This window comes from Pseudomonas sp. ASL8, from assembly GCF_056680355.1.
This window is the reverse complement of record NZ_CM155278.1, coordinates 3832982-3855731: the sequence shown is the minus strand read 5'-3', so window position 1 is coordinate 3855731 and position 22750 is coordinate 3832982. Positions and strand designations below refer to the sequence as shown.

At 57.5% G+C, this 22750-nt stretch carries 22 protein-coding genes; 15 read left to right on the top strand and 7 right to left on the bottom strand.

Annotated elements, in window-relative coordinates; all coding sequences use genetic code 11:
* Window positions 1–50: 50 nt before the first annotated feature.
* Entirely contained in the window at window positions 51–560 is a 510-nt protein-coding gene (locus tag AC1MEA_RS17745; RefSeq protein WP_449634545.1) for a DUF1993 domain-containing protein, read from the bottom strand.
* 118 nt (window positions 561–678) lie between these two features.
* On the opposite strand from AC1MEA_RS17745, the gene AC1MEA_RS17740 reads away from it, so the two are divergent.
* The 4 genes from AC1MEA_RS17740 (at window position 679) to AC1MEA_RS17725 (ending at window position 2615) form a co-directional block, all read left to right on the top strand.
* Complete coding sequence (locus tag AC1MEA_RS17740) at window positions 679–1332, top strand: YceH family protein (protein WP_219063118.1); 654 nt, start codon at window positions 679–681, stop codon at window positions 1330–1332.
* A gap of 195 nt (window positions 1333–1527) precedes the next feature.
* Window positions 1528–1914 carry a hypothetical protein gene (locus AC1MEA_RS17735; RefSeq protein ID WP_322178646.1) on the top strand — a complete coding sequence of 129 codons (387 nt, stop codon included), beginning with the start codon at window positions 1528–1530 and terminating at the stop codon, window positions 1912–1914.
* 193 nt (window positions 1915–2107) lie between these two features.
* Window positions 2108–2302 carry a hypothetical protein gene (locus AC1MEA_RS17730; protein WP_219063120.1) on the top strand — a complete coding sequence of 65 codons (195 nt, stop codon included), beginning with the start codon at window positions 2108–2110 and terminating at the stop codon, window positions 2300–2302.
* A gap of 130 nt (window positions 2303–2432) precedes the next feature.
* Window positions 2433–2615, top strand: coding sequence for a hypothetical protein (locus AC1MEA_RS17725; protein ID WP_219063121.1), 183 nt, complete (start codon window positions 2433–2435; stop codon window positions 2613–2615).
* Between the two features lie 125 nt (window positions 2616–2740).
* Here AC1MEA_RS17725 and AC1MEA_RS17720 read toward each other — a convergent pair whose 3' ends face one another.
* Window positions 2741–3301, bottom strand: coding sequence for a hypothetical protein (locus AC1MEA_RS17720; protein WP_449634543.1), 561 nt, complete (start codon window positions 3299–3301; stop codon window positions 2741–2743).
* A gap of 259 nt (window positions 3302–3560) precedes the next feature.
* On the opposite strand from AC1MEA_RS17720, the gene pbpG reads away from it, so the two are divergent.
* The 5 genes from pbpG to AC1MEA_RS17695 all read left to right on the top strand — a co-directional run bounded on the left by pbpG (window position 3561) and on the right by AC1MEA_RS17695 (window position 7915).
* Window positions 3561–4496: a D-alanyl-D-alanine endopeptidase gene (gene pbpG, locus AC1MEA_RS17715; protein ID WP_449634542.1), complete on the top strand. Its 936-nt coding sequence runs from the start codon at window positions 3561–3563 to the stop codon at window positions 4494–4496.
* A gap of 159 nt (window positions 4497–4655) precedes the next feature.
* Window positions 4656–5114 (top strand): DUF2214 family protein, encoded by a 459-nt coding sequence (locus AC1MEA_RS17710; RefSeq protein WP_219063124.1) that lies wholly within the window; start codon window positions 4656–4658, stop codon window positions 5112–5114.
* Window positions 5115–5171: 57 nt separating this feature from the next.
* Complete coding sequence (locus AC1MEA_RS17705) at window positions 5172–5594, top strand: DUF3010 family protein (protein WP_480918168.1); 423 nt, start codon at window positions 5172–5174, stop codon at window positions 5592–5594.
* Between the two features lie 206 nt (window positions 5595–5800).
* Window positions 5801–7099, top strand: coding sequence for an MFS transporter (gene tcuC, locus AC1MEA_RS17700; RefSeq protein ID WP_219063125.1), 1299 nt, complete (start codon window positions 5801–5803; stop codon window positions 7097–7099).
* Between the two features lie 33 nt (window positions 7100–7132).
* The gene (locus tag AC1MEA_RS17695) at window positions 7133–7915 is read left to right on the top strand and encodes a substrate-binding domain-containing protein (protein ID WP_480416937.1); all 783 of its coding nucleotides are present in this window, start codon (window positions 7133–7135) and stop codon (window positions 7913–7915) included.
* Between the two features lie 12 nt (window positions 7916–7927).
* Here AC1MEA_RS17695 and AC1MEA_RS17690 read toward each other — a convergent pair whose 3' ends face one another.
* Together AC1MEA_RS17690 and AC1MEA_RS17685 are read right to left on the bottom strand one after the other, a co-directional pair.
* On the bottom strand, window positions 7928–8857 hold the full coding sequence (locus AC1MEA_RS17690; RefSeq protein ID WP_480416936.1) for a LysR family transcriptional regulator: 930 nt from the start codon (window positions 8855–8857) through the stop codon (window positions 7928–7930).
* A gap of 214 nt (window positions 8858–9071) precedes the next feature.
* On the bottom strand, window positions 9072–9779 hold the full coding sequence (locus AC1MEA_RS17685; RefSeq protein ID WP_480416935.1) for a glutathione S-transferase family protein: 708 nt from the start codon (window positions 9777–9779) through the stop codon (window positions 9072–9074).
* Window positions 9780–9980: 201 nt separating this feature from the next.
* On the opposite strand from AC1MEA_RS17685, the gene AC1MEA_RS17680 reads away from it, so the two are divergent.
* A complete protein-coding gene (locus AC1MEA_RS17680) occupies window positions 9981–10595 on the top strand; it encodes a TetR/AcrR family transcriptional regulator (RefSeq protein WP_480416934.1) in 615 nt (204 codons plus the stop codon).
* Window positions 10588–11295 (top strand): glutathione S-transferase N-terminal domain-containing protein, encoded by a 708-nt coding sequence (locus AC1MEA_RS17675; RefSeq protein WP_480416933.1) that lies wholly within the window; start codon window positions 10588–10590, stop codon window positions 11293–11295. Before AC1MEA_RS17680 ends, AC1MEA_RS17675 begins: the two co-directional genes overlap by 8 nt.
* Before the next feature lie 37 nt (window positions 11296–11332).
* Here AC1MEA_RS17675 and treS read toward each other — a convergent pair whose 3' ends face one another.
* Both treS and AC1MEA_RS17665 read right to left on the bottom strand, forming a co-directional pair.
* The gene (treS, locus tag AC1MEA_RS17670; RefSeq protein ID WP_480416932.1) at window positions 11333–13399 is read right to left on the bottom strand and encodes a maltose alpha-D-glucosyltransferase; all 2067 of its coding nucleotides are present in this window, start codon (window positions 13397–13399) and stop codon (window positions 11333–11335) included.
* Window positions 13400–13612: 213 nt separating this feature from the next.
* Window positions 13613–15550: a DNA topoisomerase III gene (locus AC1MEA_RS17665; RefSeq protein WP_480416931.1), complete on the bottom strand. Its 1938-nt coding sequence runs from the start codon at window positions 15548–15550 to the stop codon at window positions 13613–13615.
* Between the two features lie 272 nt (window positions 15551–15822).
* Between AC1MEA_RS17665 and AC1MEA_RS17660 the strand changes: the two genes are divergently transcribed.
* Window positions 15823–16755, top strand: coding sequence for a universal stress protein (locus tag AC1MEA_RS17660; protein ID WP_219063131.1), 933 nt, complete (start codon window positions 15823–15825; stop codon window positions 16753–16755).
* Here the strand turns inward: AC1MEA_RS17660 and AC1MEA_RS17655 are convergent.
* Window positions 16733–19351, bottom strand: coding sequence for a cation-translocating P-type ATPase (locus tag AC1MEA_RS17655; RefSeq protein ID WP_480416930.1), 2619 nt, complete (start codon window positions 19349–19351; stop codon window positions 16733–16735). The genes AC1MEA_RS17660 and AC1MEA_RS17655 overlap by 23 nt on opposite strands.
* A gap of 319 nt (window positions 19352–19670) precedes the next feature.
* Between AC1MEA_RS17655 and AC1MEA_RS17650 the strand changes: the two genes are divergently transcribed.
* From AC1MEA_RS17650 to AC1MEA_RS17640, 3 genes are all read left to right on the top strand, one after another.
* Entirely contained in the window at window positions 19671–20021 is a 351-nt protein-coding gene (locus AC1MEA_RS17650; RefSeq protein ID WP_480416929.1) for a hypothetical protein, read from the top strand.
* Window positions 20022–20313: 292 nt separating this feature from the next.
* Complete coding sequence (locus AC1MEA_RS17645; RefSeq protein WP_449634590.1) at window positions 20314–21666, top strand: OprD family outer membrane porin; 1353 nt, start codon at window positions 20314–20316, stop codon at window positions 21664–21666.
* Window positions 21667–21918: 252 nt separating this feature from the next.
* Window positions 21919–22623, top strand: a complete 705-nt coding sequence (locus tag AC1MEA_RS17640) for a YoaK family protein (protein ID WP_449634531.1) — start codon at window positions 21919–21921, stop codon at window positions 22621–22623.
* Window positions 22624–22750 lie beyond the last annotated feature (127 nt).

Here is a 22750-nt window from a genome sequence, read left to right as displayed (position 1 = left end):
AAACATCTCGTGCAACGGCTCGGCGTCAATCCAACAGGTCATTCAACGAATCAGTACGCGCCCATGTAGTCGCGCTTGCCGACTTCAACGCCGTTGTGGCGCAGGATGGCGTAGGTCGTGGTGACGTGGAAGAAGAACTGCGGCAGACCATAGCCCAACAGGTAGGTCTGAGCGTCAAAGCGCTTCTCTTTAGGCGTACCCTGACGCGTGACGATCTCGCGATCTTCCTGGCCATTGATCAGCTCAGGGCTGACGCTACCAATAAAAGCCAGGGTCTTGGCGATCAAAGCTTGCAGGTCGGCAAAGGTTTTTTCAGTGTCATCAAACTTCGGTGGTTCTATACCCGCCAGGCGGGCCGATACGCCTTTGGCGAAATCAGCGGAGATTTGTACCTGACGGATCAATTGGAACATATCCGGGAACAGGCGAGCTTGCAGCAAGGCGTCAGGCTCAATGTTTTTTGCTGTGGCATGAGCTTCAGCCTTGGCCAATACGTCACTCAAAGCAGTGAGCATTTGTTTGAAAACCGGGACGGAAGCGGCGTACAGGGAAATAGTCATGGCAGATCCTGGATTGAAGGTGGCGTGATTATAGTCATGGAGGCCACACGAAAGCGGCTTGTCTTTTATATCACCAAGCCCCTAGGCTAGTTGCCTTCAAACGCCCAGGGAAAGCGCCATGTCTACCGAGCCCGTGTCTACCGACTCCGCCGATAAGCTGCAACTCAACAATGTGGAAGTTCGCATCCTCGGCTGCCTGATCGAAAAAAAGGCCACCAACCCCGAAACCTACCCTTTGACCCTTAATGCGCTGGTCACTGCCTGCAATCAAAAAACCAGCCGCGAACCGGTGATGAGCCTGACCCAGGGCCAGGTCGGCCAAAGTCTGCGCGCCCTCGAAGGCCGTGGCTTGACACGGCTGGTGATGGGCAGCCGTGCTGATCGCTGGGAACACCGCGTCGATAAAGCCCTGGAGTTAGTGCCCGCACAGGTTATCTTGAGTGGTTTGCTGTTCCTGCGCGGCCCGCAAACGGTCAATGAATTGCTCACTCGCAGCAACCGCATGCACGACTTTGAAGATATCGAGCAGGTCGCCCATCAACTGGAGCGCTTGATTGCCCGAGGGCTGGCGACGCTGTTGCCGCGTCAATCCGGCCAGCGTGAAGATCGATACATGCACTCACTCGGTGACCCGGAAGACATCGAGGCTATTCTCGCGGCTCGACAAAATCAGCCCGAACGCGCCAGTGGCGGGTCCGCCTCGACAGAGCGTCTGGACGAACTCGAAGCGCGGATTACGGCGCTGGAAGAGCGCTTGGCAAAGCTGGAATAACCCTGCCCTGCGGCTTATAGAATGGCCTTTGCCAACGCGTGCAAGTCCGGGATAATAGCCGCCGGACACACTTACACAATCTTTACTCACGCGATTCGCAGATTTCTCCGAAACCGCTGTCTTAGTAGTATCCCGTGGCAGTGCCTGAGCGTAACGCAGGCTCGCGACAACGGGGTTGAAAGCCGAGGAATACTCATGATTCGTCACATCCCCAAGGTTGCCTTGTTGTTAGGTGCCCTAGCCATCGCAAGCCAAGCGTCAGCCGACGGGCGCGGTTGGGGTGGTCCAGGTCTAGTGGTAGGCGCCGTGGTCGGGGCCGTCGTGGCTGGTGCCGTGATGTCATCCAACCAACCCCGGACAGTCTATGTGGAACCGCAACCGGTCTATGCACCACAACCGGTTTACTATCAGGCACCGCCGCCACCTGTGTACTACCAGCCGGTCGTAGTGGCGCCAGCCCCGGTTTATTATCGCCCTGGGTATTACGGCCCACCGCCAGGCTACTACGGTCGTCCTCATGGCTATTATGGTCATGACAGGGATGAACGGGGCTACCGGGGTGACGGCCCAGGGCGCTGGTAACATTCTGAAAAACAGCCCTGCCCCCAAAAAGGCGGGGCTGTTTTTTTAGCGTCTACATCAGTTCGATGGAGGTCGCTGGGGGGACAGCGTGTTTGCTTGAGTCCGTCATTATTGACGTCATCGTCGTGAATCCGGTGCTCTTCAGCAACGCTCGTTCAGCGACACCAGCCTTCATAACAATAAGGACGCCCTTATGCCAACTCAGCATCCCCATCATGCGGAGGGATTGTGCACATCGGACAAAGTGTATTGCGCACTGACCGAGCTCAAGAGCCTCGAAGGTCATCGCAGCGCAAAGTTTTTGTCCTTGCTGGCACAGAATCTGGTTGAAAAAGGTCTTCTGAACAATCACGAAGTGATGGCAATGCTCGATCAGGTCGTCGACTGATCAGTCACGGACGCGCAACGGCAATAACCGTAACGAACCTCGTTATCATCAATGTCCACTATCGAGAGCAGTGATTATCACTTGCTCGCAGGGCGCCGTAGAGTAGCGCCATAGATTGATGGAGGTATTTATGACCAAGGTTCAAATCATGTCGGTAGTCGGTAGCGCAGTTCCAGCCCCGCTCAGAGCCTGCGGCCTGCTTGCCTGCTGGTACCTGGTACAGGACGGCGAACCCATCAGCGGCCCCTTTGCCTCCCTGCCAGCGGCCAAGGCCTTGTCCGAGAAGTTCGACACGGGCCAGATGAACGCCTGATGCTGGCTGCCTGATTTTAATACCCGTTTTAACGAATAGTGTTGCCCTGACATCGTGCGTTGCTCCGCACATCCCCTTGCCCGCATCCCTGATGTGGGCTTTTTTATGCGTCGAAAAAAGCCTGATCAGAGACGTTCAGCCATTGCCGCATTGACCTGAGTCCGGTGCGCCAGTTTTTGCAGGCGTTTATCCAGGTTCATCATGACCACCCGGTCTGCACGGCCGCTCTCAAGCTCATCGACCAGCTCGTTAGCCACCTGCCGCAGTTCGTGAGCAATCACCACACGGTCATCATTCAGATCACGCTTATGCGATTCGAATAAGCGATGCAGGAAATCCTGAAGGGTATGTTGCAGGCGATGCCTGTCAGTAGCGCGAAGATGCGTCAGGTTAATATTGATTTTTGCCAGCAGCTCATTGAGCTCGCCGCACAAGTATTGCAGTCGGCGAGCGTACCCCACCTCCCGCTCACGCATCAGTTTGTGTTGGCTCGCGGCGTCCTGCTTTTTCTGAATGCCCGGCACCGCTATCGCCACTATCAAACCAACGATAAGACCGGTCGCCTGAATCCAACCCGCCCAATCCGCAGATTTCTGAAAAAAACCGATCCCAAGCAAGAGCACTGCAACCATAGCCGCTACTATTACCAGTGCGAGGTAATCCTTGCTGATAAAATCCTTGGGCATTGCGCGACTCCTGAGTCGTTTGAGAACACGTGGCATTAACTGCAAAGGATGCTAATCGGTGTGCTCGTCAGACACCATGTCTATTGCTGGTTTTGGTTAGCAATCGTGGTTTTTTCACCTATAAAAGCGCTTAGCTGCTTTAAACCTCAATTCAACTGACAAGACCCATCGACAGCGCCCGGAGCGTGCTCATAAAATGAAGTGTTTTCGTAGAGACCCCGTGCTAAACGGCATATTCCATTATTAGTGAGCCCAGCTCGTGAAAATTCGTCATTCCATTCTGAGCCTATTATTTGTATGTACAGGCGCCGCACTCTCTCAGAGCGCGTTAGCAAATGAACCCGCCCCTCTTAATCGCGACCCTTCACAACTTCACCTGGCCTCGGGCAGTTCCATGGTGGTTGACCTGCAAACCGACAAAGTACTGTATTCGAGCAACCCGGACATCATCGTTCCTATCGCCTCAGTGACCAAACTGATGACGGCCATGGTGACGCTGGACGCGAAACTGCCCATGGACGAAATGATTCCGGTGTCGATCACCAACACCAAGGAAATGAAAGGTGTGTTCTCCAGGGTCAAGCTCGGCAGCCAGCTGGACCGCAAGAACATGCTGTTGATTTCCCTGATGTCCTCGGAAAACCGGGCCGCTGCGAGCCTCGCCCACAGTTATCCAGGTGGCTATAACGCCTTCATCCTGGCGATGAACGCCAAGGCCAAGGCGCTGGGCATGAAGCACACGGTCTATGTCGAGCCAACCGGTTTGTCCATCTACAACGTGTCCACCGCCCGCGACCTGACCAAACTGGTACTCGCCTCACGCAAATACCCCATGCTGAGCGAACTGAGCACCACCCCCGAAAAAACCGTGACATTCCATAAGCCCACCTACAGCCTGGGCTTTAGCAACACCGACCACCTGATCAGAAAATCCAACTGGAACATCACCCTGACCAAGACCGGATTCACCAATCAAGCCGGCCACTGCCTGGTGTTGTTGACCACGATGGCCAATCGGCCGGTGTCGGTGGTGATTCTCGATGCATTCGGCAAATACACTCACTTCGCCGATGCGACTCGTTTGCGCAATTGGATGGAAACAGGGAAAAGCAACCCGGCCCCGCAAGTTGCCGTGCAATACAAGAATCAGAAAAACCTGACCATGAGGCAGGCCGGGATTCAGTCGAAAGAGTAATCAAGGACACTTGCGAACTCGCCGGCCGTGCTTGTTTCCTCTCAATAAAAGCCCGAAACAGCGTGGGGTTCGGGCAAAATCTCGAACAGTAATCTACGACTCGAATACCCGCTGTTGGATGGATTGCTTTCTTATCGTCACGAATGGAGATTCACAACCATGCTCTTCAAATGGTTCCTGGCAACACTGCATCTGCTGGCATACGGCGTTGCACTGGGAGCAGTACTCAGCCGTGGAAGATCTTTGCGCCGGCTCAGCCGCACCAATCCCTCCAAGCTCAGGGATGTGTTTGTGGCCGACAACTTCTGGGGTATCGCTGTAGCCGTGCTGCTGGTGACCGGGGCGTTGCGTGCATTTGGCGGGCTTGAAAAGGGAACCTTCTACTATCTGCATCAACCGCTGTTTCACCTGAAAATGACGGCGTTCATTGCAATCATCCTGCTTGAAATCGCGCCCATGGTTGCCCTGATCAAGTGGCGCAATGCGTTTAAAAATGGCACCCCTATCGATACCCGGCGCGCCCTGCTGTACTCCCGAATCAGCCACATCGAAGTGGGTCTGATCATCGTCATACTCGTGGCAGCCGCAGGCATGGCGCGCGGAGTGTTTATCAGTTAGCCATCGTTGAAAAAAGAGAAGAAGATGGCTGCCTTTAAACCTGCGCAAGGCAGCCACATGAAGATCTGCGGTATCGAAATCAAAGGCAGCGAAGCCATTTTCGCTGTCGCCACGCTTCAAAATAACGCGTTTGAACATCTGCCTCTGACCACAAAAAAAATCGCCCTTGAGGACGATGACGAGTCGTCGAACGTCAAAGCGTTCGCGACCCTCGTCGAGGCGTTTGTTCGTGACAACGGTATCGACCACATCGCGATCAAAAAACGCAGCAAAAAAGGCGAATTCGCGGGTGGCCCGACCACCTTCAAAATCGAAGGGGTTCTACAGCTCCTGAATCAGTGCGAGGTGTCCCTCGTGTCGCCGCAAACCGTCAGCGCTCAACATAAAAAACATGACTTTGCACTGGCCGCCTCGCTGAATAAATATCAGCACGAGGCGTATAAAACCGCGTGTGCAGCACTGATGAAAGCTGGCGTCTGACACTGCGCCCTGCCACATAAGGCATCCCGGCCCAGCGTTACCCGATCCGGGATGCCAGCGCCAAACTCATTCAAATCATTTATACGCATGACGCATCAATGAATGCGAACTATGCATTTCTCAACTCAGTCCCTCTCAGACACTATTCGCTCCTATAACAATCGTGCACGCCAGGTGCATGCATAAAAGTGTCGGGAGACAAGTAGATGGGCTCAACTCAAAGCGTAACAGCGTCCGCCCGTTCCAAAGCAGGTGCGGTTTTCCGGGTAACGTCAGGCAACTTTCTCGAGCAGTTCGATTTCTTCCTATTCGGTTTTTATGCCACCTATATCGCAGCCGCCTTTTTCCCGGCGAGCAGCGAATTTGCATCGTTGATGATGACCTTCGCCGTGTTCGGCGCGGGGTTTCTCATGCGCCCGATGGGTGCAGTCATTCTGGGTGCCTATATCGATGACGTCGGCCGCCGCAAGGGACTGATCGTCACGCTGTCGATCATGGCCAGCGGCACCATTCTGATCGTGCTGGTACCGGGCTACGAGAGCATCGGACTGCTGGCGCCAGCCCTGGTGCTGATCGGGCGTTTACTTCAAGGTTTCTCTGCAGGCGCAGAACTGGGCGGCGTTTCGGTGTACCTGGCCGAGATGGCGACCCCCGGTAAAAAAGGCTTTTTCACCAGTTGGCAGTCGGCCAGCCAGCAGGTCGCGATCATCGTCGCTGCCGGGCTAGGCTTCGCCTTGAACCAGTGGATGCCGTCATCGATGATCGCCGATTGGGGCTGGCGCGTGCCCTTCCTGATAGGTTGTCTGATCGTCCCGTTCATCTTCGTCCTGCGCAGCAAGCTTGAGGAAACCGAAGAGTTCTCTGCGCGCACACACCGCCCGACCATGCGTGAAGTGTTCAATACCTTGATGCAGAACTGGGGGACCGTCGTCGCAGGCATGCTGATGGTCGCGATGACCACCACGGCTTTTTACCTGATCACCGTCTATGCGCCTACTTTCGGCAAGACCGTACTCAACCTGAGCACCGCCGATGCCTTGATGGTGACGCTGTTGGTGGGGGTCTCTAACTTCATCTGGCTGCCCATCGGCGGCGCGCTGTCTGACCGCGTCGGGCGGCGACCGGTGCTTGTGACCATGGCCGCGCTGGCCATTGTTACGTCCTACCCTGCCCTGTCATTTCTGGCCCAGGCGCCCAGCTTCGGCCACATGCTGGAAACGCTGTTGTGGCTGTCCTTTCTATACGGCATGTACAACGGCGCAATGATTGCGGCCCTGACCGAAATCATGCCCGTTGAAGTTCGCGTCGCCGGTTTTTCCTTGGCCTATAGCCTTGCCACTGCGGTATTCGGCGGCTTCACTCCGGCCATTTCCACGGCACTTATCCACCTCACTGGTGACAAGGCAGCACCTGGCTACTGGATGAGTTTTGCCGCCGTCTGCGCGTTGTCCGCGACCCTGTTTCTGTACCGTAGCAAAGCCGTGCAACTACGCCTTGCGGTGTAATAGCCCTTACGTCCCGGCGTGGAGAAATAGTTTATGAAAGCACTGTGTATGAAATTTGCCGCATGGGTATTGCTCGGCAGCCTGAGTATGACGGCGGCTGTACACGCCGCCGAAATCCACGTAATGACGTCCGGCGGTTTTACCGCTGCCTATAAGGCACTTAGCCCAAAATTCGCCGCAGCCACAGGCAATACGCTGGATACCACACTGGGTCCATCCATGGGCAAGGCGCCTGAAGCCATTCCCAATCGACTTGAGCGCGGTGAAAAAGCTGACGTGGTGATCATGGTCGGGTATGCACTCGATGATTTAATCAAGCAAGGCAAAGTGATACCTGGCTCACGGGTCGAGCTTGCTGATTCGAGAATTGGGGCCGTTGTGCGCGCCGGGGCCGATACGCCGAAAATCGCGTCCGAAGACCAGTTCAAGGTGGTCTTGCTCAAGGCTCGCTCAGTCGCTTACTCCGACAGTGCCAGCGGGGTGTATATCCAGGATCAACTGTTCAAGCGCCTGGGAATCGAAAGCCAATTGCAGCCCAAATCCACGATGATTCCGAAAACCCCGGTGGCCTCAGTGGTCGCAACAGGCGACTACGAACTGGGATTCCAGCAGGTCAGCGAACTGCTGCCGGTTTCCGGCGTGACCTTCATTGGCAAGATCCCGGAGTCACTGCAGTCGGTCACGCGCTTCGCCGCAGGGATCCCTGTTGATGCCCAGTATCCGCAGCAAGCAAAGGCCTTGCTCGACTACCTTGCATCACCTGGCGTCCAACCAGAGGTACGTGCGACCGGGCTTGATTCCGTTAGCCATAACTGACGGCACGCAGTCTTAATGCGCCGCCGTCGGCCCCTGGACTGGCGGCGGCAGCGCTTTCATCTCGACAATCAGCCGCTCCAGCTCCAGCGCTGCTGGCGTCAACGTGCGCCCCCGACGCTTGATCAAGCCGACGCTACGCGTCACCTGCGGCTCGGTCAGCGGCACACTCATTAAAATCGGATGCCCGGCGGTAGGCATCGCCATCGCTGGCGCGGCAGCAATTCCCAGGCCCGCCTCGACCAACCCCAGCATCGTCACCACATGCCGTGTTTCGCAGACACTCGGCCGCGCCGGTTTAATGTGAATCAGCGACTGATCGAGCAGGAAGCGATTGCCTGACGTTTTATCCACCGCAATGTAATCGTGCTCAAAAAACTCGCGCCACGTCACGCTATCGCGACTCGCCAAAACATGGTCGCGGCGGCAGGCCAGCACATAGGTATCCTGTACCAATAACTCAAACTCAAGCCCGACATCCAGATTACCCATGAAACTTAGGCCCAAGTCGGCCTCGCCACTGACCACCGCGTCGTGTACGTCGTGAGCGCTGGCGTCGAGCACCTTTACTCTGATTTTCGGGTAGAGCTGGTGATAGCGAGCGACCACCCGCGGCATGAAGTAATAAGCCGCCGACGGCACACACGCGATCGTGACATGGCCCATGCGTGTCGATGCGACATCGCTGATACCCAGTAATGCGTCGTCGAGGTCGTCGAGCAAACGTTCGGCACGCGGTGCGAACGCCCGCCCTACCATGGTCAGGCTGACGCGGCGTGTGGTGCGTTCGAACAGCTTGACGCCCAACGCGTCCTCAAGCTTTTCGATACGTCGGCTAAGGGCCGGCTGAGAAATATGAATCGCTTCGGCAGCCTTGCCAAAGCTGCCTTTTTCCACCACGGCGCGGAAAGCCTGGAGATCATTCAGGTCGAAGTTGATAGCCATGGAGCACGCACGCCAGAGGCAATTAATAGGTTGAATACGTCGCGGCAGGGAACAGGGTCATGGATGCATGGTTTCAGGACTCGCGTCTTTCACCTTATTGCGGCGGCGAAACAGGGTACCAAGGAATTGCATTCAGCGAGACCAAAAGTGGACTGAGCGTCGGGCCCCTCTGAGCCGGAGCCCAGAGGAAACGTGAAGTGCCAACAAGCACATTTCAATCCGCGCTTTTCAAGTAATTCGAGGGGAAAAGCGCACGCCTCGCCTGTTCATCCAACTCTTTCTTGAACGCATGGTCCTTGCCGACGGCTCGCGCTCGAAGCACCGCCGGGCGAGCATCGATTGTCTGGAACCATCGTTTGAGGTTTGGAAAAGCAGCCAGCGGATCGGCTTCGCCTTTCATCACGCGGGGCGCTCGATCCAGCCAACCCCAGGCTGACATATCAACGATCGAATAATCATCACCCACGATGTAGTCGCGTCCGGTCAGACGGTCATCCAGCACCTGATAGTGCCGCTCGATCTCGCGGCGATAACGATTAACTGCATACTCATTGTCATCCGGCGCTGCGTATTGAAAATGCACAGCCTGCCCCGAGAATGGCCCCAGGCCCGTGCCTATGAAACACAGCCACGACAGCAGCTCGGGACGATCAACAGGCGTGCCGATAAAGCGTCCGGTTTTCTCACCGAGGTAGAGCAAGATGGCGCTCGAATCGAACACCCTGGTATCGCCGCCACCCGGTCCTTCGGTGTCAACAATTGCTGGCACCTTGCCATTCGGATTGATGGCGCGGAACTCGGGGGTGTGCTGCTCGCCTTTGCTGGTGTCGATCGGCACGACTTCATAGACAAGGCCCAGCTCTTCAAGCAACAGTGCGACTTTGGCCGGGTTGGGTGTCGGGTGGAAATAGAAGCGGATCATGGCGTTCAGCCCTTATGGCGCGTGCGAGGGAAGTTTTCAGCGACGCTATCGCCACACAGCAACCACCACGTTAATCGCGAAGATTACCCAGTGCAGCACGCTAGATGCCTCGCCTTTGCGTTTTAGAACGATTGATTTAGAATAGTTCGGAAAGGACAAAGGGGCAACGGCTTTGTCCACCTGATGCCGAGGAACAGCGAGATGGCTCGACCAAGAGAATTTGATGAAGCCGCAGTGCTCGATGCAGCCGTGCAATGCTTCTGGGTACGGGGGTATGAAGCCACCTCGATTCGCGACCTTGCCCAGAAAATGGGGATCACGGGCGCCAGCCTTTACAACGCGTTCGGTGACAAACGTTCACTGTATCGGCGCGCGCTGGACCACTACCTGGAACAACGCCTGGTTGAACGCATCAATCGTCTGGAGAAGCTGCCCCCGCGTGAAGCGATTGGCGCATTCTTTAGCGAAATCATCGAACGGTCCCTGAACGATCCGCAGAACAAAGGCTGCATGCTAGTGAACGGGGCGCTCGAAGCCTCCCCCCTTGACCCGGGGTTCCAACGTGCCATTGCCGACGTTTTCACGCAGATAGAGGCTTTTTTTCACCGCTGCGTGATAACGGGTCAGCACACCGGGGCAATTTCCACCTCACAGCCTGCCGATGACTTGGCACGCCTGCTTCTGGGCGTCCTGCTGGGCATTCGCGTCCTCGCCCGCGCACGGCCAGAGCGAGACCTGCTGGAAGGCTTGGTGCGTCCAGCCCTTGCCCTACTCGACCATCACACCACTGCAATGGGAAGCATCCGCCATGATTGAGCTCTATTACTGGCCCACCCCCAATGGCCATAAAATCACCCTGTTTCTCGAAGAGGCCGGGCTGGATTACACCCTCCACCCGGTCGATATCAGCGCGGGCGATCAGTTCAAACCAGAGTTTCTGGCTTTCTCGCCCAACAACAGAATGCCCGCCATCATCGACACTGCACCTGCAGACGGCGGTGAGCCGATAACGATTTTCGAATCTGGCGCCATCCTGATGTACCTCGCGGAGAAGACCGGACTATTCCTGCCCAGCGACGTCCGCGGTCGTAAAACCGTGTCTGAATGGCTGTTCTGGCAAGTAGGCGGCTTGGGTCCCATGGCCGGACAAAACCATCACTTCGGTCTCTATGCGCCCGAAAAAATTCCTTACGCGATCAACCGTTACGTCAACGAGACGAAGCGGCTGTACAGCGTGCTCGACCGTCGTCTGGCCGGTCGGGAGTTTATTGCCGCCGAGCACTACACCATCGCTGACATGGCATCCTACCCTTGGGTTGTCCCATGGAAACAACAGCAACAGAACCTTGACGACTTCCCCAACCTGCGCCGCTGGTTTGAAGCCGTGCAAGCCCGTCCGGCGACGATACGGGCTTACGCCAAAGGCGAACCCTTCTCTAGCCGCCCCGCCGTCACCGAGGACGGCAAGAAAATCCTGTTTGGGCAAACGGCGCCAGAGCGTCCCAAGGGTCAGTAAACCTATGGACCGCAGGAGCGAAGCCGGCCGGTCATCCTCAAACCATCGGCGATGTGCTCACTACCCGTAACGCGAGGCCTTCATAAGCGTCCAGGGTGATGGTGAATTCGCCTTGCTCGGTCAGATCCCCCTCGACTCGTTCATTGATGATATCAACGACCGGGCCGGGGGCGATGTCGGGCAGATGCAAGGTCTCGACGACGGGTTCAGCACTAAAGTTCAGTGCGGTGATCTGGGTGCCCTTCCCGGCTGGCAGTTCGTGAACCATGATCAGCAGACCTGGATGCTGCACGTCAGGGATCAAAATCTGGCGACTCGCGGCGATGTCGTACGCGCGCCGCACAGCCAGTATTTTCTTGAGCTGAGAAACAAAGGAGTCCGGCCGCTGCAATTGATCGACCAAGCTGCCGTACAGCGTCTTCGGACGCGGCATGTTGCCAGCCGAAAACTCCGCGTCAGGGTCGAGGTCGACCAGATCGTAAGCCCCCCGATGAATCCAGCGCGTATCGCCATCCTGCATCAAATGTTGCACCTGCTCGGCTGGCAGCGTCAGCGCGCCCACCAAGTCCCAGCCGGACAAGGCGAAAACACCCGGCTGCATCGCGTTGTACATCACCAACAACAAATGAATGTGCTGGATCTGCTGAATGTCGGCATCTGTGATCGCCTCCAGATCGCGAATACCCAAGGCTGCAGTGATAATGCTGGCCGTGGTGCAGGACACGCCGTTCGTAACGAACTTGAGATTGTAGGGCGCGTGTTCCCCTGCCAGCCGTTCGTACATTTCTTCGCGGATGTGTTCGCGCAAGATGTTTCCAGGGAAGGTCTGCCCCTGATAGTGATAAGTATCGTGGGCGTGCAGCGTCCAGAAGTGCACCAGTTCAAGGGTCAACTCATCATGGTTTTGCAGCGCGTGAATCAGCGAAGCAGGATCAATCCCGAACACATGGACCTGACGCAGCATCAGCCGCAAGAACTCAGTATTCCCGGTCAGTAACGCGTGCTGGTAAGCCGGTCGGGTGATGAAGTCGTAGGACAGATCGGCGCCGCCGTGGGACATGGCAGCGATGTCATCCAGGGTCAGGTTCAGCTCCTGAAAGCTGAAGCCTCCCGCCTTGCGAATGGCCCCGCCCAGCAGTTGATTGCCGGTGATCGACAACGGGTGACTCTCTGACCAGGCATTGCCTTCGGCCTTGCGTTCGACCCCGAGAAAACCATTGGCGTCGAGACGCAATACCCGTGCGCCCATGACATCGATGGCATGCAACGCATCGCCGATGATCATCTGTTGTGCGGCAAAGCTTGGGTCCAGCCAGTTGAGTGATGGCTGCCCTTCTTTGAAATAGTGCAGATACACCCAGCGCCGGTCCTTTCCGTCCACGCCCTGGACCACCGGTGTGGCACTCCAATCGGTATCCTTGATGCCCGGTTCGAAGAAAATAACCCGCTGCAACTGCCCCACGATGTAATGCTTGTCTCTGAGAAAATCGACGATTTCCGGCGTGAGGTTCACCGCATCCCGACCTTGCGGAATGTCAGGCAACAGGTGCCAGTCTTCTTCCCTGATTTCGACCATGTGGTAAAGGCCTGGATAGTCTTCGTAGGCCATTTCAGCCAGACGAAAATCAGCGCCTTTGCCCGTGTGAGAAGGAATCACATCGTCGATGATGACGGCGTTGTGCGCAGCGGCGATGCGGCTCAAACGTTGAAATTGCGCGTCGGTGCCCAGCTCTGGGTCGATCTCGAAACTGATCCTGTCGAAGTTGCCATCAATGCTGGGGGTACGAAGACGCCCTTGCAAACCACCGGAGGTTTTGAGTGGGCCGTTGTGAATGCCATCAATACCGATTTCGGACAAGGCGTGCCACAGCGTCTCATCGGCAAGCGCCTCCAACACAGAGCCGCCCTCACGGGTCACAATCGATGCCGGGTAAGCGGTGAACCAGACCGATGCAATGGCCGAGGCATCTCGGGGACGAGTCTGCGCATAAGGCCTCTGCCAGAGCCTGCCCTGCCCCGAATACAATTTGGCGCGCTGCTTGGCGGCATTGAGCATCGACTGCTCGACCAGCCACTCCACATACTGCTTGTCCGGGGTCGTCATCTGTTCAGTCACTCCCTCTTTAAGGTGGATTGGAGAAGAACGCCTAAAGCGATATGAGCATCCTCAAGCCAATCCTGTCTGCGCTATTGCCTACCTCTATGAGCGCCAGCAGCGGCAAACGTTGCATCGTTTGCCTATTTCTCCCGTCGCAGTGGTTTCGGTGAGGTCGCCCGATCACCCGTTTTTTAGGACCCGCGTCTCAGTCAAGCCAGGCTATTTGGCTTTACGGCGCTTACGGGGGGTCGCGGCCTTGGGTGCGGCTGCACTGCGCTTCTTCTTCCAGGGCGTATTGCCGTGACCCGCCGGGCTCGCGGGTCCGGCAATGGTCAGGCCCAAGCCAGCGCAACGACCCACTTGTTTACTCATCCAGGCTGACTGTTTGGCCACGAAGTCCTCCAGGCTCATCTCGCCGCTCTGGACCATATCCAGCGCCTGCTCCCAGATGGCGGTGGTTCCGGGATCGGCGATGGCTCGGGGCACGGCGTCGATCAGGCTAAAGGCTGCCGGGGTGGCGGCTAATGCCTTGCCCTGCTTGATCAGATAGCCCCGATTGAGCAATCCCTGAATGATCCCGGCGCGCGTCGCCTCAGTACCGATGCCGGTGGTGTCCTTGAGTTTCTGCTTGAGTCGGGGATCATCTACCAGTTTGGCGACGTTCTTCATCGCCTTGATCAGATCGCCTTCGGTGAAGGGCTTGGGCGGCTGGGTCCAGAGGTCTTTCAGCGTCACGTCCGCCACGTCACACTCTTGCCCTTCGGTCAGGGCCGGCAGGATTTGGGCCGGAGGCGCTTCGCGGCCTTTGGCGGGCGCCACGGCTTGCGGAAGTGCACGCCGCCAGCCGGGCTCGACGATCACCTTGCCCACCGCCCGCAAAGCCTGCCCGGCGCAGTCAAAATCCGCTTGGGTTCGGTCGTATTCGTGGTTTGGTAGAAACTGCGCCAGATAGCGCGCCCGAATCAAGGTGTAGACCGCCCGGTGCTTACCTGCCAGGCGCCCAAGGTCTATCGCTGCGGCCGTCGGGATGATGCCGTGGTGAGCGCTGACCTTCGCGTCGTTCCACGCCCGCGAGCGGCGCTTGGGGTCTATGTGTTTCAGCAGGTCTGCCAGGTCCGGATCGGCACGGCCCAAGGCGGCCAGAATCCCTGGTGCTTCGCTGTGCTGGCTCAGCGGCAGGTAGCCGCAATCACTGCGCGGGTAGGTAATGACTTTATGGGTTTCGTAAAGTGCCTGGGCGATGTCCAGGGTTTCTTGAGCGCCAAAGCCCAGTTTCTTGGAGCACACTTCCTGCAGAGTCCCCAAATCGAACAGCAACGGCGGTGCTTCGCGCATGCGCTCGGTGCGCAGCTTGATCACCCGTGCGCTGGCGGCCTTGGCCATGGCGGCTGCAGCCTCTTGAGCCAGCGCCTGGTTCAAGCAGCGACCGTGCTCGTCACACGTGTCTTCGTGCGCGCGCCACTGGGCGGTTAAATACGCGCCGTCGCAGAGTAGCTGCACATCAATCGCCCAATACGGAACCGGCACGAAATCAGCAATGCTGCGGTCGCGGTCCACGACCAGGCGCAGGGTCGGTGTCTGTACCCGCCCCACTGGCAGCACGCCTTGATAGCCGGACTGGCGCCCAAGCAGGGTGAACAAGCGACTCATGTTCATCCCAATCAACCAGTCGGCGCGTGAGCGGCCCAGCGCCGAATGATAGAGACTAAACGTCTCGGCACCGGGCTTGAGCGCCGCCAGCGCCTTGCGGATCGACGCATCGTCGAGGGCTGATAACCAGAGCCGTTGGATCGGCCCACGATACCGACAATACTCCACCAGCTCGCGGGCAATCATTTCACCCTCACGGTCGGCATCCGTCGCAATGACCAGCTCGCGGGCCTCACCGAGCAAACGTTTGACAGCCTTGAACTGGCTTGCGGTCTTCGGCTTGACCAGCATTTTCCACTCGCTGGGTATGATCGGCAGATCGGCCAGGACCCAGCGTTTGTACCGGGCGTCATAGGCGTCCGGCGGTGCCGTTTCCAATAGATGACCGATGCACCAGGTCACCGTGACGTTCGATCCCACCCAGCAGCCATCGCCGCGCCGGTCAGCGCCCAGTACCTTGGCAATGTCTTTGGCCTGGGAAGGTTTTTCACACAGGAAGAGCCGCATGGTCATCATCATTCATTGCGTCGGGGGATGACGTGCAGCATGCGCAGTGTTGGGGGTTGAGGCAATCTTTATCTGTATGGATGTACAGTTTAATCGCACACCTGTTGGCCTGGAGCCTGCTCGGGATCTTCAGCAACGCGAACATCTGGTTGCTTGCGCAACTGGCTATATTAAGGTTGATCCACATCAAATACTGCGCCACGACCTGGAGCATGCTTGCATTAAGTGGCTACCATCGGTGGCAACTAACGACTTTTTCGCCGGGGTGCATCATGACCAATCAACAGCGACTCATGCTCATTGTTCCTCCTTTGCTGGAGAAAACCCCGGCGTTTGAGCGCGCCGCAGCATTGGCAAAAGCCAAAGGTGCTGCCTTGCACATTGTTGCCTTTGATTATCTGGAAGGCTTGGCGACCGCCGGACTGGTCAACGCGCGGGCACTGGAGGAAATGCGCTCCAGCTATGTCGAGCGCCATCGTCAATGGCTGGAAGAGCAAGCGCATCCGCTACGTCATCTGGGCATAGAGGTCACGACAGCAGTGGTCTGGGCTGAACATCCCCTGAAGGAAATGCTCACGTACTTGCACGAAATGCCTGTTGACCTGGTGATCAAGGATTTGCAACACGAGTCCTTACTAAAGCGTGCTGTATTTACCACCCTGGACCTGCAACTGCTTCATGAGTGTCCCTACCCTTTGCACTTTGTTGCAAAAAGCCATAACCCTACGCCTCGCAGAATCGTTGCAGCGGTTGATCTACTGCATCCCGATGATCAGTATTCTGGGTTCAATGACACGATCATTCACGAAGCGTTGAAACTGGGTACTCAATGCAACGCTCAGGTGGATGTGGTGTATGCCTATGACCTGTCGATGATTGATGCGGCGGATTATAGCTACGCCAGCGCCTCAATGATGTTCGATTCAAACCTGGCACCGACTACACCGACCTTGTACGAACTGGAAAACGTAGCCTTCGATACATTGGCTGAACGCAACGGTGTTCCCGTGGAGAACCGTCACTTTATGCTGGGAAGCCCTTCCAAGGTATTAGCCCGCTTTGCCGAGAGCCAAGACATCGACGTTATCGTTATGGGCCGGCTACACCACCGAAGCTTGGGGCATCTGCTGGGAAGCACGGCAGAGCGCATCCTTTACAAGATGCCGGGCAGTGTTTTGATACTCAATCCAGACACCTCGATTTAAGGGCGTTGGTTGAACGGGCACGAAGGCCCCACTTGACGCATTCGAACCAGATCAGGCTCAAGATCGAGACGCCGAGCGCCGCTGCGAGCAACACAGGCGTTGGCGTCACGAACGAAAACAGCCGGCTGATGGCGGGTACGAAAAGCACCCCACACAGCATGGCGATCGTGCCCACCGCGATCCAGCCGAATTGCCGATTGGAGGCACTGCTGCTGTGCCAGGTGCTATGAACCCAAGAGCGATTGGCCTGTATCAGGGCGAGGTTCGATAGCACCAGCACGACAAATGTCAGCGCCCGCGCCATGTCATCACGACTGGCATCCTCAGGCACCACCAAGTGCGCACTCGCGTAAGTCCCCAGCAACAACACCAGCAAACCGCCCCCCTGCCACAAGCCACGCACCATCAAGGCCCTATCGAACAGACGCTGATGCGTGCGCCGTGGCGCAACCTTCATCGCATCCGCCTCCAGCGCCTCGGCTTCGAACACCACCGAACACGCGGGGTCGATAATGAGTTGCAGGAAGAGGATGTGTACCGGCATCAGCAGCATCGGCAAGCCGATCAAAACAGGCAGGATCGACAGTCCGACGATGGGGACATGCGCCGCCACCACGAAGGCAATCGCTTTACGCAGGTTGGCGAACACCCGACGACCATAACGAACCGCCGTTACGAGTGAGGCAAAGTCGTCGTTCAATAGCACCAGCGCGGCCGCCTCGCGCGCGACCTCGGTGCCTCGCGCGCCCATGGCGACGCCAATGTCGGCGGCCTTCAGCGCCGGAGCGTCGTTGACGCCGTCGCCCGTCATCGCGACCACATCGCCCCGAGCGCGGAATGCCCGTACGAGGCGCAGCTTCTGATCGGGCTGCACACGGCAGAAGATATGCGTATCGGCAAGGCGCGCCGTCAGGGCCTCATCGCTCAATGCGGCGAGCTCAGTCCCGGTGATGACTGGCGCCTCAGCACTCAAACCCGCCTGCCTCGCTATCGAGATCGCAGTGGCCGGGTGGTCGCCCGTCATCATCACGACACGTATGCCTGCGGCTTTGCACTCCGCGATGGCCTGCGGCACGTCGGGCCGCACCGGGTCCTCCAGAGCAACCAGTCCGAGGAACTGAAAATCGAAGTCATGCTGCAGTTTCGGCAGCGCCTCTGTATCAAACGTGGCCTGCGCGACACCCAGCACGCGCAGGCCATCGCTCGCCATCGCCAGGACCTGTCTGGCGATCACAGCACTGCGCGTGGCGTCCAGGTGACATAGATCGACGATGGCCTCCGGCGCGCCTTTGGCCGCAATGAGGCGAGCAGGCGAGCCCTTGTCCGGGCTTTGCCATACTCGGGACATTGCCAGCATTTCGGGTGATAACGGGTAGTCGTCGACGAGCGTCCAGTTGCCGTGCAGGTGTTCAGTGTTGGCCAGCAGGCGCTGGCCGGCTTCACCAATAGCCAACTCCATCGGATCAAACGCACGGCGATGACTCGCCAGCACCGCATACTCCAGCAGGCCATGCAACTCCTCCTGCAGCGGTGCCGCTCCCGCCTGCGAGGTGTCGTAAGTTGCCTCTTCGGACCACAGGCGCCGCACCGTCATTCGGTTTACGGTAAGCGTGCCGGTCTTGTCGACGCACAACACCGTCGTCGCCCCCAACAACTCGATGGCGGGAATGCTGCGGGCCAGTACTTTCTCGCGGGCCAGACGCCAGGCTCCCAGCCCCAGAAAAAGCGTCAGCACAACCGGCAGTTCCTCGGGCAGGATGGCCATCGCCAACGTAAGCCCGGCCAATAGACCCTGCAGCCAGCTACCGAGGATGAGTGCGTGAGCAACAGCGAGGGAAGCGGCCAGTGCCAGGCCGACGAGCGCCACGCGTTTGACAACCCAACGCGTCTCCTGCTGGATCGGTGTGGTCTCGACCACGATCCCTGCGAGCGATTGGCCGATGCGCCCCAGCGCGCTGCGCTCGCCAGTAGCGATAACCCGCCCACGCGCAGTGCCGCGTGTGACCAGCGTGCCCGAAAAGGCCCGCGACAGATCCGCTGCATTCTGTGCGATGGCCCCATCGTCATCGATCACGGTCAAAGGGGACGCATGCTTGTCCACCGATGTCGACTCCCCTGTCAGCAGTGACTCGTCGACCGCAAAATTCGGTGCGTCGATGAGCTGCAGGTCTGCAGGCACCCGGTCGCCTTCAGCGAGAAGCACGATGTCACCCAGTACCAGCTCTCGGGCCGCGATCCGGCGTAGCAGGCCATCACGCTGGACCAGGGCTTGCGGGCTGGACAGATCGCGCAGAGCGTCCAACGAGCGTTCGCTACGACGCTGCTGGACAAAGCTCATGCCCATGACGACAAAAACGAAACCCAGAAGCATCAACGCTTCCTGGGCATCCCCCAGCACCATGTAGAGCGCACCACACGCCAGCAACAGCAGAAACATCGGTTCAGTCGCGACCTGGCGAACCAGACGCAGCACGCTTCGTGGTTGCGAAACCGGCATCTCGTTCGGGCCATCCCGGCCAAGACGAAGTTGAGCCTCACACTCGCTCAGACCCACCTCAGCAATGACGTGCGCCTCCAGAGGCGAGAAATCTTTCATCGTGTGTCCTGCATGACAGGCTTTTCATGATTGAGGTCGGTTCGGGGCCACGGATCGACACACACAACAAGAAACATCCCCGAGGTCAGCCGTCCGGCGGTCTCGAAACGCGGGTGTCTGCAGGGGGTAGTTGTCGTGCTTGATCTGACCATCCGCTTGACTCTACTCGTGTTCGGAGTTTGCGTCCGTGCGTCACGTGAACATATATCGGGTGGCAGTGAGTGGCTTGATTTGGGTCAAAAAAAGCAATGGAGCATCGAGTGAGTGGACTCATTACTACGGAGTGCTAAAGTCGGCATTTTCAGGACGAGGAAACATAATGCGGATGCTAATAGGTGCCCTGACCTTGGGGGTGTTGGCTGGATGTACAGCGCCGGCCATGAATGAGGCCAGATCCCAAGGCCCGTACAAGACGTTTTTATCTCAGAAGTCAGGCCAGCTCGTCGCCCAATGTATCCAGTTCGCCTGGCAGGATGAGTCAGTCTTTGGCGTAGAAGGTGATGCGTTTATACATTCCGGTAGCCAGAAAGAACTCACGGTCTACACAAGGGGCTCGGAGTACTTCGTTGATGTGCTCGGTGGCGCGTCCGGTACAACTGTCAATTATTACCAGACACTGAGTAATTCGATTGCAGAGCGCAGGCTTAGCGCGCTGGCGACCTGTCTCTAACCATTCGCGTCAGGTTAAAGGGGATTTAGATCAATCAGATCCCCTGCAAAAAAAGAAAAGCGCTCCGTCCGCTTCACCCTCCCCCACCAACCTCGCTTTTCATGCAACGGTCAATGCGACGTTCCTCTGAGCGTCCTGTCATATAACTGTCATGTCCTTGTTTCCTAATGCGTTTCGAAATGTTGCAGCGCCAACGGTGTTAACCGCCCGCGCTGCCATGCCGTGGCTGACCGGCTGTGCCGGGCTGCCACGGCATAAGTAGTTTGAAATACTCCTGTGAACGAGACCCATGATGATCAAGAAGCTCAACAAACCCATTGTCGGCGCCTTGCTAGGCAGCGTGATGATGTCTGCTCAAGCGGACTTTATTGACGACAGCCATGCCGATCTGACGTTGCTCAATCGCTACCTTAATCAGCAGGGCCGAGATGTGGCGGGCAGCAGCGCCAAGGCCAAAAGCTACCGTGACTGGGGTCAGGGCTTTCAGCTCAACTTCAAGTCTGGTTATACCGAAGGCACGGTGGGCGTTGGTCTGGATGTGGAGGCGTTTTACGGCCTTAAACTCGACTCTGGCGGCGACTTGAACAACAAAAACCATCAAAGTCGTTACCCAGGCAGCATGTTCCCGCTGGACGACGGAAAGTCTGCCAGTGACTTCGCTGTTCTGAGCCCCACCTTTAAAATGCGCTTCCTGAAAGACGAGCTGCGTATCGGCACGCTTTATCAAAACAACCCGATGCTGGCCAACACCGATGGGCGTCTGTACCACCAGACCAATACCGGGGCGCAGTTGGTGTCCAAGGATTTGTCCGACTTCACCTTTACCGGTGGCGATATCATCCGGACGAAAATCCGCAATGAGACCAACGACAGTGACATGACCACTGGCGGCGGTAACAAGCTCAGCGACCGCTTCCTCTATGGCGGTGCCGATTACACGGGGATTGCCGACACAACCTTGAGCCTGTGGTATTCCAACCTGCAGGATTACTACCAGCAAGCCTTTATCGGCGCCAAACACACCACCCAGCTACCTGTCGGCAGCCTCGCCAGTGATTTTCGTGCTTACCGCAGCCTGGGCATCGGCGCCAACTCAGCCGGGAACAGTGACTATGCAACCGCCGGTTACTACGGTGATGGCCTGAAAAAGGGCCAGATCAACCAGTCGACCATCAGCTTGATGGAAAGCTATAGCCTGGCAGGCCATACCCTGGGCCTGGGTCTCCAGAAAAACACCGGCGAAAGCGACTTCCCCTACCTCGACTCAGGCCTGAACAGCGGTGACGCGCGTCAGGGTCCAGGCGCAGGCGCTGATACCCCGGCGTTGACCAACCTGCAATTGAACAAGTTCCAGCACGCTGGCGAGCGCACGTGGCTCGCGCAGTACAAATATGACTTTGGTCAGTTGGGTGTCAAAGGTCTGGGCTTCGCAGCCACCTATGGCCACGGTGACCAGATCAAGGTGGCCAGCGGTGGTAGCAGTGAATGGGAGCGCGACCTTGCGCTGGCCTACCAAGTGCCTGAGGGGAAACTCAAGGGGCTGGGTGTCACCTGGAAGAATGCCCGGGCCAATCCAAGTATGACCGGACAGACGATGCAAGATGAGAATCGCTTCTACGTGAGCTATATCGTGCCGCTGTGGTAATACACGGCCGGGCATGAACGCTGTCAGGGCGAAGTAATCTGGCTTACCCATGCTTCGCGTGGGTAAGTCGCCTTAAAATGAACCGGTTGACTGTTGGCGCAACCACGAAAAATCCCGCTCGAAAAGCAAGGAATCCTTGAAGAGGCATTCGTCGAATTCAAATCCCCTGGGCTTTGCCTCATACTCCGCGCTGAGATATGACGATACCAGCACCTTGACCTCACGAATCATCCCAAGGAGCCCGATACGCTGATGCTGCCTTCCCCCCTTAAAAACCTTACCAATCCCGCACGGCTGCACACACAGAAATGGCGTGGGCGCGTTGGCCTTTGCCTGGTTGCCGGCCTCTCGGTATTGGCAGGCATGACAGACGCTATCGGCTTCATGGCCACCGGCGACTTCGTATCGTTCATGAGCGGCAACACCACCCGTCTGGCCGTGGCCATCAGCGAAGGCGACTTCGGGCTTATGCTGCGACTGCTTGTCGTCGTTGCCACCTTTATCGGCGGCAATACACTGGGCATTGTCGTAAGCCGAATGACGGGGCGACGCGCCCTTCCCTTGCTGCTCTGCATCGCTGCGTTGCTGAGCGCTGCGGCAGCCTTGCCATTGACCGCTCAACTGCCGGCACTGTTGGCCGCTATTATCGCCATGGGCATGCTCAACGCCGCCGTCGAAGAGGTCAATGGCTTCCCCATTGGCCTGACTTACGTGACAGGTGCACTCTCACGATTCGGCCGAGGACTAGGCCGGTGGATGCTGGGGGAACGAAGAAATGGATGGCGAGTTCAGTTGATACCCTGGACTGGCATGTTTGCAGGCGCGGTGATCGGCGCCTTGCTGGAGCAGCAACTGGGGATGAAAGCTCTATTGTTCAGCGGCTTGCTTTCTGCCGTCCTGGGGTTTGCCGCACTGAAAATCCCACGTCGCTGGCAACTGGCTTATATGCCTAAATAAGGGCAATCAGCATTCCCCCGCTTTTCCAGACTGCGCAGCAGCTTGCGGGGGAATAGTCATGCAATGTCGACTCCATCACCCACGACCTACCTTGCCCCAAATGAGGGAACCGGGAAACTTATCCGCA